Source organism: Ignavibacteria bacterium, assembly GCA_016873775.1.
Lineage (GTDB): Bacteria > Bacteroidota > Ignavibacteria > UBA10030 > F1-140-MAGs086 > JAGXRH01.
Genome location: VGWC01000030.1, coordinates 1 through 13,195, shown reverse-complemented (window position 1 = coordinate 13,195; position 13,195 = coordinate 1). Strand labels below are relative to the sequence as shown.

Here is a 13,195-nt window from a genome sequence, read left to right as displayed (position 1 = left end):
AGTAAGAAAAGTTTGACGCGAGGAAAATATTTCTTCAATCTTTTTATATTGCACCTCAATTTTTTAAAAAGAACAATATTTCAATGCGATTATCACAAAACTTTTTCCCGACACTTAAAGAAATTCCATCCGAAGCGCAAATTCCAAGTCATCAACTCATGATGCGAGCCGCATTAATGCGTCCGCTTGCCGCAGGAATATATTCTTTTCTTCCGCTCGGTTATCGCGTACTACAAAAAATAATGAACATAATTCGCGAAGAGATGAACGCAATTGGCGGACAGGAATTTCATTTGCCCGCACTGAATCCAATTGAGATCTGGGAAGAAACAGGTCGTGTGCAAGCATTTGGCGATATACTTTTTCATATCAAGAATCGTCCGCTGGTTCTTGCGCCAACACACGAAGAAATTATTTGCCACATTGCAAAAAATCATCTCAAATCATATAAAGAACTTCCGCAAATCTGGTATCAAATCCAAACAAAGTTTCGCAACGAGCCGCGTCCGCGTTCGGGCGTCTTGCGCGGAAGACAATTTACTATGAAAGATTCGTACTCACTTGATTACACGTGGGAAGGTTTAGACAAGAGTTACAACTTACACGCAGAAGCGTATAAAAAAATTTTTTATCGCTGTGGATTGAAATTTTTTATCGTTGGAGCATCGAGCGGTGCAATGGGAGGGAGCGGTTCACAGGAATTCCTTCTTGAATCTGCTGAAGGCGGAGAAGATTCTGCAGTGTTGTGCGATCATTGCGGTTACGCAGCGAACCTTGAAGTTGCAGTTTCCAATGCAAAAAAAATAGAACGACTCACTGAAAGTAAAATACACGAGCAATTGTTCACGCCAAATATCAAAACGATTAAGCAACTTGCTGAGTTTTTGAAAACAGATACGACAAGGTTAGCAAAATCACTTGTGTACAATGTTCAGGGAAAACCGACGTTAATTTTAATGTGCGGAACTGACCAACTCAATGAAGCGAAACTGACAAAAGCACTCGGTGGAGAATTTCGTGCGTACAGCGATGAAGAACTCTTTGAACATACTGGCGCAAATGCCGGCTCGATTGGTCCAATCGGATTGAAAAATTTTTCCATCATTGCAGATAAACGGCTTGAACACGCAAACGAACTCATCAGCGGCGCAAACAAAAACGATTTCCATCTCGCGCATATTGATTTGGAAAGAGATGTGCAAGTTAATAATTACGCAGATTTACGAGTCGTAGAAGCAGGAGAATCCTGTGTTCATTGCGGTACAATGCTTCGCATCGTCAACGCAATTGAACTTGGACACATTTTTAAACTCGGAACAAAATATGCCGATGCAGTGCACGCAACAGTTCTGAACGAAGAAGGAAAAGAAGTGCTAATTATTATGGGAAGTTACGGTATCGGAGTTGAAAGAATTGCGGCGTGTCATATCGAGCAAAACCACGATGCAAACGGAATTATCTGGGATAAAGCGATTGCGCCGTTTCTTATTCATCTTATAGCAGTGAACGCAGAAAATGAAAACGTGATTGCCGCCGCTAATACATTGTATAAAGACTTGGCTCTTCAAAACATTGAAGTTCTTTACGACGACAGAATTTCAATTTCTCCAGGATTTAAATTCAAAGATGCAGATTTACTCGGAATGCCGTTACAAATAATCATCGGCGAGAGAAATTTGAAAAACGGGAATGTAGAAATCAAAATTCGGAAAACTGGTGAAAGAATAATTATAGCACTAGAGAACTTACTTTCTTTTGTCAAAGATTTTTCACATCGTTGAATGTTCATTGAACTTTTTTAAAATCAAAAGGCAGAAATACACTTTCTGCCTTTTTTTATACGGGCTACTCCATTTCCATTTGAATGCGCTGTTGTCTCCGTATTGCCCTATTTTTATCAACCTTTCTTTGGTCTGAAGGTTTCAAAAAAACCGTACGTTTTCTAAATTCTTTAAGAACGCCAGAACGTTCATATTTCTTTTTGAAACGTCGTAATGCTTTATCAATATTTTCATTTTCTGTAATAACGATACCTACCAACCGTTTCCACCTCCTTTCGTATGATGCTTTGTATTTTCAAGTGCAAATCAACCTTTAAAATTTTCGATAAGTGTTTTTTGTCCGTGGTTTTCAAATCTCACAATAATTGCATTTCCACCACTAGAGGTTTTCGATTTAGACATTACACAACCAGTGTCGTTCCAATCGGAATGAAAAATGAATTGTCCAATAGAATACACCATTTCCGGATTATACGGCGTGCATTGGGTAACGTCAATATGTGTATGCATTTCGATAGCTGAATTCAAGGCCATTTCTAACAAACTCATATGACGGCATCGTGTACATTTAAACCAACGCTTTCCTTCTATATGTTGCACTTCGCCCATTATTGCCATTTTGGTTTCTTTTCCGCAATATACACAATGACGCATAACGTGCTTTATACGAGCAAGTTTTGCAGGCGTCAACGAAGTAGTTTTTAATGTAAGAGCAGCAGTTTTTTTTGCCATAAAATTCTCCGGCGAAAATGTATTTGTTATGTATTTATTAAAACTTTCTAAAAGGTGTGTTAAATCTATAAAATATTTTCTTGTCAGCAAAAAAAACTATGCTGAAAATTATATTCTCGAATCCTGAGAATAGCGTTTTCCCCACATAAGTTTGGTTCGAAGCGTATCAAAATAACTATGTCCGATTTTTTTTATCAATCTAATACGGTGCTTTGCGAGAGAAATGCTAAATTCAATCGGCGGGGAAAAAAACTGTTCATTTTTTCCATCGGCAACAAGATGAACAGGATTATGCGGTTGCAAAACTTTTAACCGAATTTCACTCTTCAACGGAACAACAATCGGTCGAGTAGTTAAATTATGAGGGGAAATCAACGTTATCACTAATGATTCACACGAAGGAATAATGATGGGTCCGCTCGATGCAAGTGAATATGCAGTCGAGCCGGTTGATGTTGCAACGATAATTCCATCAGCGGCAAACGTTCCTAAATAATCGTTATCTACAAACGCATCAATATCTATTATTCTGAAACTTGCACCTTTATCAACGACGATATCGTTCATCGCAAAGACAACTGCGTTCGTGAAAGTATTCTTGGCAGTCAACACAACACGTTCATCAATAGAATATTTATCTGAAAAAAATTCTTCAAGCATTTCTTCTAATTCATGCAATGAAATCTCCGCAAGAAAACCGAGTTTACCAAGATTGATTCCTAAAATTGGTACGTTTGAATTTCCAACAATCTTTGCGGCGTTTAAAATCGTTCCATCGCCGCCAATAGTTATGAGCAAATCGCATTTTCGTGATATATTCTTCAATGGAACAAAATCAACCTCATCCGCGCGTTGAATACCCATCAATAATTCTCGTAATTCTTCATCGGCAATTATTCGCACGTTATGTGATTCTAACGATTGAATCAAGACGGAAAGTACCACTGAAAGTTCTTTCTTCATTTTATTTCCCATTATTCCGATGTTCACGACGATTCTCCTTTCGCTTTTTCATCAACGTAATTTAATTTCAAATCCTGAAGCATTGCTAAAAGAATTTTTTCTTCGTCTTCGGAAATATTTCCTTGAGTTTTCATGTGAAGCATTTCCAACATATCGATGGTCAATTCTGCTTCCTGTAAATTCCGTTCTATCGTATCCGTCATGGGATTTTTTATTTTCCCTAATTGTTGCATTCCCGCCATTTGCAATGAATACACTAATTGAAAAAATAGTATAGAGTTTTTTTCTTGATTTTCCATAATTGTTTACTTACTTATTTATTAAAATAAAACTTTGCATAACTAATCACTTGCGCTACTGCGTCAAAAAAACACGCAATAAAACCTGCAACGCCATCAAGAAATCCACATTTCAAAAAATATCTGCTGATAAATCTTCGCACCGGTCGAAAGCAAAAATATCTCAGCGCAACAAACAATTTCGGAATTCGAAATGCTTCTCGAATTTTTTCCGCTTCAAACGTTGTGTAAAAATCCATTTTCCTGATATATTGCGAAACCGAGTTATACGGATGATGTTCAAAAGGATAAGTTAATACTCCTACTGAACCGGTAATATGTATACGTTCGTGAACGTGAACAGCTGGGAATATTCCTTTTCCTTTTCGAAACAAACGCAACTGTCTATCAGGATACTGTCCACCATAACGAAGCCACGTTCCGAAACAATAATTTTTTCGTTTTATGAAATAACCGTCACAATAATTTCCTGCTTTTAGCAATGACTGAATTTCTTGACGCAAATCCGCAGGAATTTGTTCATCCGCATCAAGGCACAGAATCCATTCACTTGTTGCCTGCGCAAAACTAAAATTTTTATTTTCATTCAAGTTCGAAAGATTAGGACGATGAAATATGTTTTGCGTGAAATGTTTTGCAATGCGAACCGTATCATCGGCAGAATCGCAATCAACAACGATGATTTCATTCGCCCAAGAAACACTTTCAAGAGTTTTTTGCAAATGTTCCTGTTCGTTATGAGCAATGATACAAACGGAAATCGTTGCCATCGTTATGCGTGCTGTTTTTGATTCATTTGCATTATTGCACTACTAATTCCAACTACAAACCACCACAACATTCCGTTTTCCAAATCTGTATAGTATCCCTGAAAAAATCCTCCGACGAGCAAAGAAATAACTCCCATTGCTGAGCCAATAACTACATATCTTGAAAACACATCTTCTATCGTTGAAAAATTTTTTATGCAAACAACAAGGTATGTTCCCCACATAAACAAAAAACAAATCAAACCTACTACACCGGAATTCACTGCGACATTCAAATAATCGTTATGCGGACTTTCCAAACTTTCTTCAAATGTGTTGTACATTTTGTAGTAGTGCGTATAGTTTTCAACTCCAGTTCCAAACACCGGATTTGCCTGAATGATTCTCCAACATACGACATACGTTTGCAATCGGTTTTCGTTTTCTTTTGCGCTGAAACTTGATTTCATTCGTACAAAAAAATTCGGAAGAAAGAACGAGGATATAACAAGAATCACTCCGAGAACTAACAAATATCGCAATGCGAATTTTTTTCCGCGAACCATACCAAAAAATATTCCTCCTCCAATTATTCCCAAATACATCGCACGCGCATACGAAACAAATACCGAAAGCAATAAAACAACGGAAGAGGCGTACAACGAAATTTTATTTCTCGATGACAATTCTAAAGCAAAAAACGGAACCGTGAGAAACGTTACAACTGCTTGAATACCTGCGTATGTATGATGCAATCCAAAGTTTCCAACTGCGCTGTAATGTTCAAAATCTTTTATACGGAATAATTGTTCCCCGCGCAAAATATCGTAACCGTAATAATACTGCCATATCCCATAGATTCCCATCAACGATGAAATAACAATTAGAACAACAAGGAGTTTCCGGACAATTTCAATATCGTCAAGATTATTGCTCATCGTAAAATACAAAATCAAAATCCATTCAGTATCTGCAACGGCACGAAGCGAATAAAGCGCATCAATACTTATCGCTGAAGAAATAATTTGCGAAGCGAAATATAATGCAATCGGAATATCCAACGGAGTTTTTTTCCAAACAAATTTTTTTTCACCGATTATTTTTGTCATCCATCCAAGAAAAGCAAACGCAATTCCAATTTCTGAGCCGAAGAGAGAAACCGGCGCAGAAAGTGCATAGAGAAATAATCCGAAATAAATTGTTTTTTTACCAAGAAGTGATAATTGCATCGCTACGTATTTATTGACTTTATTGAACAATCGGAATCTGTTTTTTCGCTTTTTTATGTATCAACATCCACTGTGCTGCTTGAATATGCGAATATGCGTATTCTTTCATTTGTTGAACACGTTGAGGATAAGTATCTGCGATATTTTCTTTCGCATTTTCTCTGTAGCGAAATAAATATTCTCGTTCCTCTTGGCGATGAAGAACAAGAAAATATTCTTCGTTGATACATCCGATTTTATCATCAGCGGAAAAATACATAAACTCGCGCTCTTCTTTCAGCAAATCAATTCCAAACGTATTATTGATATACGGAATATTCAACAATCCCATGACTGTTGGGAACACATCAATTTGACCTCCAAAATTTTTCAATACGCGATGCTCGTTGTGAAAAAAAGGCGCATACAAGATAAACGGCGTATGATTAAACGACAACGGAAATGAATTTGTGCGATGAATTGCAGAACCATGGTCGCCAAGAAATATAAATATCGTATTCCGATACCACGTTTGCTTCTGTGATAATTCAAGAAAATTTCCAATTGCCCAATCAGCATATTCCAACGTTTTTTCTTCGCCGTTTTTTCCTTTCAATTGAAGTGGAATGTCTTCAGGAATTATCCACGGTCCGTGATGACTTCCGGTTAAATACATCGCAAGAAATTGTTTGTTCTGTTCTGCTTCACTATTGATGAATGAAAGCGATTGTTCAAACATCACACCATCGGGAACACCAAGTGTCCCTACAACATGTTGTTGCGGATAATCCCGTTGTGAAATTATTTTTTGAAATCCATTGTAACTTAAAAATCCGCCCATATTGTCAAACTGGTCGTCGTGTGTTGTAAAAAAAAGTGTCGCATAATTGTTCTCGAGCAAGGTATTTGCAATTCCAGTGAACGACTGAAGATTTTCGAACGTGTTCATCGGATGTTTTGCAAAGATAGAAGGAAAACTTACAGTTGTCGAATAAATTCCATTGTGTGTATGAATGCCTGAAGAAAAAAAATTATCAAACACAATTGAATGATTGGCAATACTGTCAAGGTTCGGAGTCAAATTTTTCGTGCTTCCATAACGCATCATTTTTTCTGCTGACATACTTTCCATTAAAACGATGATAACATTATATTTTTTTTGTTCTCCCGAAGTTTTTATTTCTCGCGCAATGGGTGAATCAAATATATTTGTTGATTCAACGTGGAAATATTTTCGAACATTGCGTAATGCAATTTCATCGTCAAGCAAATATACAAGATTGTTATCGGGATTTTGTTCATCAAGCCAACTGCGAAAAAATGTGAACACCGGATTCAATCCGAGTTGATTCGCAAACGGATATGTGCTGAAAAATGCGGTTCCCCAACGTATCGGCGATTTTACTGCAATTCTTCCGCGAATTCCAAGCGCTACAATTCCTAACGAAAAAATTGAAAACAGAACAAGCGTTGCTATCGAATAATGATACTTCCATTGTTCCGAATGAAAATTTTCTTCAAATATTTTTCTTTGTATTCTCTTGGAAACAATAATAAATATTGCCGAGAGTAGCAAAAACAATGCGATGTATGGATAATACGATGCATCATTAAAAATCATCGAAGCAACAAATTGCGGAGAATCAAACCATTGTGTTGCCGTAATCATCAAGCGGTAATTGAAAAAATTGAAAAACGGAATATCGGCGGCGCACATAAAAAAAGAAAGACTGTATAACATAATCAAGTACCACAAAATTATTTTTTGAACGGCAACAATATTCCATCGGAACAAAGAAACAATTATACAAACAAGTAATGGCACAGCAAGTATATACGTGCTGACGACGCTATCAAAACGAAATCCGACAACGAATGATTGCCACAAAATATCATTGGGAATTGATTTTGTTTCTTCATAGTGTTGAAAATAAATTATAATGCGTGGAATTGAAAATAACAACATTCCAACAACATAAACAAGAAACAAAAATAGTAGAAACTCCGGAATATTTCGAACTATTCGTTTCATCAACTAAGTGAAGTATTCATTGCAGAAAATTGAATTTCATACAAACGTTTGTACACGCCGTTTTCTTTTTCTATAAGTTCGGAATGAGTTCCAACTTCAACAATTTTTCCCACTTTCAATACGACAATACGATTTGCTTTTTGTATTGTTGAAAGACGATGAGCAATAACGATTGTTGTTCTTCCTTCCATCAATTTTTCGATCGCTTGTTGAACAAGTTGTTCGGATTCCGTATCAAGTGCTGAAGTTGCTTCATCTAAAATTAGTATTGGCGGATTTTTTAACATCGCACGCGCTATTGCAATGCGTTGTCGTTCTCCGCCGGAAAGTTTCATTCCTCTATCACCGATAACTGTTTCGTATCCTGTTGGAATTTTTGAAATGAAATTGTGCGCGTTTGCAACTTTAGCCGCATTGATTATTTCCTGTTCACTCACATTTCTGTTTCCATAGGAGATATTATTGCGAATGGAATCATTAAACAAAATTGTTTCTTGCGTTACAATTCCGATTTTATCGCGCAATGATTTCAATTCAAGTTGTCGAATGTCATTTCCATCAATAGAAACAACGCCTTTTTGGACATCGTAAAATCTAGGAATCAAATCCACCAGGGTAGTTTTCCCAGAGCCGCTTGCTCCAACAACTGCAACAATTTCTCCTTTGTTCACGGAGAGAGAAATGTCTTTCAAAATCCAACGTGTTTCACTTGTAGCATTGTATGCAAACGAAATATTCTGTAACGAAATTTCTTTCTCAAAATTTTTCAACACAATTGAATTTTCAGCGTTGCGAATAGGCGGAACAATATCAAGAATTTCAAACAATCGTTTTCCAGCCGCAGTAGATTCCTGAATTTTATTATTCACTTGGCTTAACTCTTTCACCGGCGGCATTATTTGAAAAATTGCGAGAACAAATCCAATAAATTCGCTTGCTGAAATTGAATTATCAATGAGTACTTGTTTCCCTCCGTACCAAATAATCACAACTGCCGCGGTAATGCTCAAGAGTTCGGTTGTAGGAATAGCAAGTTTATGCAAACGTGAAATCTTTCGCACTGAAGAAAAATATTTTTGCGTGAACATTTTGAATTTATTCGATTCAAAACTCTCCATCGCAAAACTCTTTACCACTTTTACTCCTTGAATTGTTTCTTGCAGCACAGAAGTTATATCAGCCATTCGTTCTTGCGACGTTCCGCTTTCTTTGTGCAGTTTAATTCCGATACCGCTGATTATGATAAGTGCAAATGGAAAAATAATAAATGCAAGCAAAGTCAATTGCCACGAAATAGAAATTGCGATTGTGAGAAAAACAATTATCAATAACGGCTCGCGAAATAAACTGACAAGACTTGTCGTTAATCCTGTATTGATAATTGTTACGTCATTTGTTACGCGTGAAATGAGATTGCCGCTTCGTTCGTTCGTAAAATATTCAAGCGGAAGTTGATGCAGATGTTCGTAGAGTTCGTTGCGAATATCACGAATTACTCCCTGTTCGATATGCGCGATGAGAAATGCTTGCGCATAACCGAATATTGCTTTTAGAAAAAATGCAACAAAGACGACGATGCAAATGTGGAATAGTGATTCGAGTTTATCGCCGGAGAGAATGAATTGATAAAATAAATTTTCTAAGTTGTCTATTACTTTCGGATTACTGCTAAGTGAAGGAATTTGATGCGCGATTTGAGTTTGTTGAAATAATGCTTCAAGCAAAGGGACAACAAGATAAATCGAAAATCCGCTAAAGAGCGAATAGAAAAATAGAAAGAGAAACGAGAGAAATAAATGTTTGCGATACGGTTTGATGTAGCGCAATATGCGGAAGTATGTGTTCACAATGTATGTTTATTAACCACGAATTACATGAATGTTTCGCGGATTTTCACTGATAGTATTTGTGTGAATTCGTGTTTCATCAGTGTAATTCGTGGTGAATTTATCACTTCACCACAATACTCACCACAATACTAATCAACTTATTCTGCACAACAACAACTTTCGCGATTGTTTTTCCGTCAATGTATTTTTTTACTGCATCGCTTTTCATCACTGCTTCGCGAATAATTTCATCTTGCGAATCAATCGGAAATTGCATCGTGTCGCGGAGTTTGCCGTTCACTTGCACTGCAATCGTAACTTCATCTTCTGCAATTGCAGTTTCATCGTAGCGAATCCATTTATTTCCCTTGAACAAACTTTCTTTGTTACCAAACATTTCATTCAACTCTTCTGCAAAATGCGGTGCAATAGGCGCAACCATAAGAACGAGTTTGTGAATGCACCATGTTGTTATCTCGTTTGTTCGTTTGCTGGTTTGTTCGTTTGTTAGTTCGTTCAAGAGTTCCATCAAAGAAGAAATTGAAGTATTGAAATGAAACTCGTGAATATTTTCTTCCACTTTTTTCAGCGTTTGATTTGTCTTGCGATATAAAATTTTATCGGAAGTTTGTAATTGTTTTATATCGTATCGCGCTGGAATATTCGGAAACGTTGCTCGCAGCATTTCTTGATTATCAAACACGAGTTGATAAATGCGATTCACAAATCTCCACGTTCCCTGAATTCCGTCATCGCTCCAATCGCCGCTTTCATCATACGGACGCATAAACATTAGGTAAAGTCGAAACACATCTCCGCCATATTGCTCGGTAAACGTTCCGGGATTCACAACATTGCCGCGCGACTTCGACATTTTCGCGCCTTTGTTCGTAATAAAGTCGAAACACATCTCCGCCATATTGCTCGGTAAACGTTCCGGGATTCACAACATTGCCGCGCGACTTCGACATCTTAGCGCCTTTGTTCGTAATCGTTCCTTGATGCACGAGTGAAAGAAACGGCTCATCAAAATTGATATATCCGCAATCGCGTAACACTTTCGTAATAAATCGCGCATACAGCAAATGCATTACAGCGTGCTCTGCGCCGCCAACATATTTATCAACGGGAAGCCAATTTTTTGCAAGTGTTTTGTCAAACGGTTCTTGAGAAATTTTCGGCGAAACATAACGCAAAAAATACCACGATGAATCTACAAACGTATCCATCGTATCTACATCGCGCTTTGCTTTCTTTCCACAGTTAGGACAAGTCGTGTTCACAAATTCTTCTGCGCGCGCAAGTGGAGATTCACCGCTTGGTTTGAAATCAACATTATACGGAAGCAATACCGGCAATTGATTTTCTGGAACAGGAATTTCACCGCAATATTCGCAATGCACAATCGGAATCGGCGCTCCCCAATATCGCTGACGGGAAACAAGCCAATCACGCAAACGATAATTTGTTTTGCGTTTTCCTTTTCCAATTTTTTCCAACTCGTCAGAAATTTTTTCTTTTCCGATTTCGGAATTGATTCCGTTGAATTGATTGGAGTTACACATTATCCCAACTTCAACAAATGCAGATTTCAATTCGTCCTTTTCGTTTGTTCCTTCTTGCAAAATTACTTTCTTAATCGGAAGAGAAAACTTTTTCGCAAATTCAAAATCGCGTTCGTCGTGTCCCGGAACTCCCATCACTGCGCCTGTTCCATACGTATAAAGAACGTAATCCGCAATCCATATCGAAACACGCTCGTTGTTTCAAAATCGCGTTCATCGTGTCCCGGAACTCCCATCACTGCGCCTGTTCCATACGTATAAAGAACGTAATCCGCAATCCAAATCGGAACACGCTCGTTGTTGATAGGATTGATTGCATAACTTCCCGTGAACACACCCGTTTTTTCTTTTGTTGTAGATTGTCGTTCAATTTCTGTTTCTTTTTTTACAAACTCTAAATAATCTTCAACTGATTTTTTTTGTGAGGAAGTTGTAAGCGTTTGCACAAATGGATGTTCAGGCGCAAGCACAACATACGACACGCCAAACAACGTATCGGGACGAGTTGTAAACACTTTGAATAAAGGCGAAGAAATGGAGCCCACTTTCAAAGTGGACTCCATTTTTGTTTCTACTTCAAATTCAATTTCAACTCCTTCGCTCTTCCCTATCCAATTGCGCTGCATTATTTTTGTTTTCTCTGGCCAATCAATCTTATCGAGATGTTGAAGAAGTTCTTCCGCATAGTTTGTAATTTTGAAAAACCATTGTGTCAAATTTTTTCGCTCGACTTCCGTTCCGCAACGCTCGCATTTTCCGTCAACTACTTGTTCGTTCGCAAGAACCGTTGCATCTTTCGGACACCAATTCACCGGCGCATTTCTACGTTCCGCAAGTTTATTTTTATACAGCAAAAGAAAAAGCCTGTTTTCTCAGGCCAATCAATTTTGTCGAGATGTTGAAGAAGTTCTTCCGCATAGTTTGTAATTTTGAAAAACCATTGCGTTAAATTTTTTCGCTCGACTTCTGTTCCGCAACGCTCGCATTTTCCGTCAACTACTTGTTCGTTCGCAAGAACCGTTGCATCTTTCGGACACCAATTCACCGGCGCATTTCTACGTTCCGCAAGTTTATTTTTATACAGCAAAAGAAAAAGCCATTGCGTCCATTTGTAATATTCAGGAAGCGATGTATTCACTTCAAAATCGAAATCATACATTGCGCCAAGCGTTTTGAGTTGCTCGCGAATGTCATTCACATTTTGCAATGTCGAATCGTGCGGATGAATTCCGGTTTTGATTGCATAATTTTCCGCCGGCAAACCAAACGCATCATAACCAATCGGCTCGAACACATTGTAACCTTGCATTTTTTTCAGCCGCGCCCACGTATCTGTCGGACCGTAATTAAACCAATGTCCAATGTGCATTTTCGCCGCAGACGGATAAATGAACATCACAAGCGTATAAAGTTGTAAAGTTTCTGTGCTGATTCAGAAAGATTGGCTTTGTTGATGCCTTCATCTTCCCAACGCTTCTGCCATTTGGATTCTATTTCTTTAAAAGGGTATTTCAAAAGTAAACTAATGGTTTAAGTAAAAACGATTTATAAAATGTCCCATTCACCGGGTTCAATATGCAGTAAAATATCTCTGCTTCCATGAATAACTGCTACGATGAAACATTGTTCCTCTCGTATCACGTATAAAATACGATACGAACCATAAAATAATTCTCGAATATTTTCGTCATTAAACTCTGGAACAATTCTACCACAACGAGAAAACTGTTCCAAAATTCTTGGAGATTCAACTACACGTATGCCAAATCGTTCTGCATAAACTGGAGAATCTTTTGCTATGTAGTCGAGGATTTCATTCAGGTCCTTTAACGCTGGTTCTGTCCATACGACGCGAGCCATTCGTGTACTTTCTTTTCTGCTTCTTGTTGAGAAATATAACGACCTTCTTCGATTGCACGTATTCCCCTTTCCACTTTTTCTCGAACGTAAAGATGATATTGGATATCTTCCATCGTACAATTTTCGGGAAGAGTTTTAATAACATTTATTGCTTGTTCTTTGATACTCATATTTTTT

Annotated in this window: 11 protein-coding genes and 2 pseudogenes; 1 reads left to right on the top strand and 12 read right to left on the bottom strand. The window is 37.7% G+C overall.

From position 1 onward, the window contains the following. The first annotated feature begins 83 nt into the window (after positions 1–83). Entirely contained in the window at positions 84–1,781 is a 1,698-nt protein-coding gene (locus FJ218_05890) for a proline--tRNA ligase (protein ID MBM4166429.1), read from the top strand. Between the two features lie 64 nt (positions 1,782–1,845). Here FJ218_05890 and rpsU read toward each other — a convergent pair whose 3' ends face one another. The 12 genes and pseudogenes from rpsU to FJ218_05830 all read right to left on the bottom strand — a co-directional run bounded on the left by rpsU (position 1,846) and on the right by FJ218_05830 (position 13,188). Beyond that, positions 1,846–2,040 (bottom strand): 30S ribosomal protein S21, encoded by a 195-nt coding sequence (gene rpsU, locus FJ218_05885; GenBank protein ID MBM4166428.1) that lies wholly within the window; start codon positions 2,038–2,040, stop codon positions 1,846–1,848. A 47-nt stretch (positions 2,041–2,087) separates the two neighbouring features. Next, on the bottom strand, positions 2,088–2,513 hold the full coding sequence (locus FJ218_05880; GenBank protein ID MBM4166427.1) for a hypothetical protein: 426 nt from the start codon (positions 2,511–2,513) through the stop codon (positions 2,088–2,090). A gap of 108 nt (positions 2,514–2,621) precedes the next feature. Next, on the bottom strand, positions 2,622–3,503 hold the full coding sequence (locus FJ218_05875; protein ID MBM4166426.1) for an NAD(+) kinase: 882 nt from the start codon (positions 3,501–3,503) through the stop codon (positions 2,622–2,624). Continuing rightward, positions 3,500–3,775 (bottom strand): DUF1844 domain-containing protein, encoded by a 276-nt coding sequence (locus FJ218_05870; protein MBM4166425.1) that lies wholly within the window; start codon positions 3,773–3,775, stop codon positions 3,500–3,502. Before FJ218_05870 ends, FJ218_05875 begins: the two co-directional genes overlap by 4 nt. A gap of 14 nt (positions 3,776–3,789) precedes the next feature. Beyond that, positions 3,790–4,545: a glycosyltransferase family 2 protein gene (locus FJ218_05865; protein MBM4166424.1), complete on the bottom strand. Its 756-nt coding sequence runs from the start codon at positions 4,543–4,545 to the stop codon at positions 3,790–3,792. A gap of 2 nt (positions 4,546–4,547) precedes the next feature. Then, a complete protein-coding gene (locus tag FJ218_05860; protein MBM4166423.1) occupies positions 4,548–5,753 on the bottom strand; it encodes a hypothetical protein in 1,206 nt (401 codons plus the stop codon). A 19-nt stretch (positions 5,754–5,772) separates the two neighbouring features. Next, positions 5,773–7,764, bottom strand: coding sequence for an LTA synthase family protein (locus tag FJ218_05855; GenBank protein ID MBM4166422.1), 1,992 nt, complete (start codon positions 7,762–7,764; stop codon positions 5,773–5,775). Next, positions 7,764–9,611, bottom strand: coding sequence for an ABC transporter ATP-binding protein (locus FJ218_05850; protein MBM4166421.1), 1,848 nt, complete (start codon positions 9,609–9,611; stop codon positions 7,764–7,766). The genes FJ218_05855 and FJ218_05850 overlap by 1 nt, the downstream gene beginning before the upstream one ends. Before the next feature lie 103 nt (positions 9,612–9,714). Then, positions 9,715–12,012 (bottom strand): annotated as a pseudogene (gene leuS, locus FJ218_05845) (leucine--tRNA ligase). Beyond that, positions 11,967–12,673 (bottom strand): annotated as a pseudogene (locus tag FJ218_05840) (class I tRNA ligase family protein). Before FJ218_05840 ends, leuS begins: the two co-directional pseudogenes overlap by 46 nt. A 30-nt stretch (positions 12,674–12,703) precedes the next feature. Further along, the gene (locus FJ218_05835) at positions 12,704–13,018 is read right to left on the bottom strand and encodes a type II toxin-antitoxin system RelE/ParE family toxin (GenBank protein MBM4166420.1); all 315 of its coding nucleotides are present in this window, start codon (positions 13,016–13,018) and stop codon (positions 12,704–12,706) included. After that, positions 12,985–13,188 carry a hypothetical protein gene (locus tag FJ218_05830; protein MBM4166419.1) on the bottom strand — a complete coding sequence of 68 codons (204 nt, stop codon included), beginning with the start codon at positions 13,186–13,188 and terminating at the stop codon, positions 12,985–12,987. The genes FJ218_05835 and FJ218_05830 overlap by 34 nt, the downstream gene beginning before the upstream one ends. Between the last annotated feature and the right edge of the window lie 7 nt (positions 13,189–13,195).

Excerpts from the sequence above, each read along its gene's own strand:
- FJ218_05890 (MBM4166429.1), top strand. The coding sequence starts at position 84 with ATGCGATTATCACAAAACTTTTTCCCGACACTTAAAGAAATTCCATCC.
- FJ218_05880 (MBM4166427.1), bottom strand. The coding sequence starts at position 2,513 with ATGGCAAAAAAAACTGCTGCTCTTACATTAAAAACTACTTCGTTGACG.
- FJ218_05870 (MBM4166425.1), bottom strand. The coding sequence starts at position 3,775 with ATGGAAAATCAAGAAAAAAACTCTATACTATTTTTTCAATTAGTGTAT.
- FJ218_05865 (MBM4166424.1), bottom strand. The coding sequence starts at position 4,545 with ATGGCAACGATTTCCGTTTGTATCATTGCTCATAACGAACAGGAACAT.
- FJ218_05860 (MBM4166423.1), bottom strand. The coding sequence starts at position 5,753 with ATGCAATTATCACTTCTTGGTAAAAAAACAATTTATTTCGGATTATTT.
- FJ218_05855 (MBM4166422.1), bottom strand. The coding sequence starts at position 7,764 with ATGAAACGAATAGTTCGAAATATTCCGGAGTTTCTACTATTTTTGTTT.
- FJ218_05835 (MBM4166420.1), bottom strand. The coding sequence starts at position 13,018 with ATGGCTCGCGTCGTATGGACAGAACCAGCGTTAAAGGACCTGAATGAA.
- FJ218_05830 (MBM4166419.1), bottom strand. The coding sequence starts at position 13,188 with ATGAGTATCAAAGAACAAGCAATAAATGTTATTAAAACTCTTCCCGAA.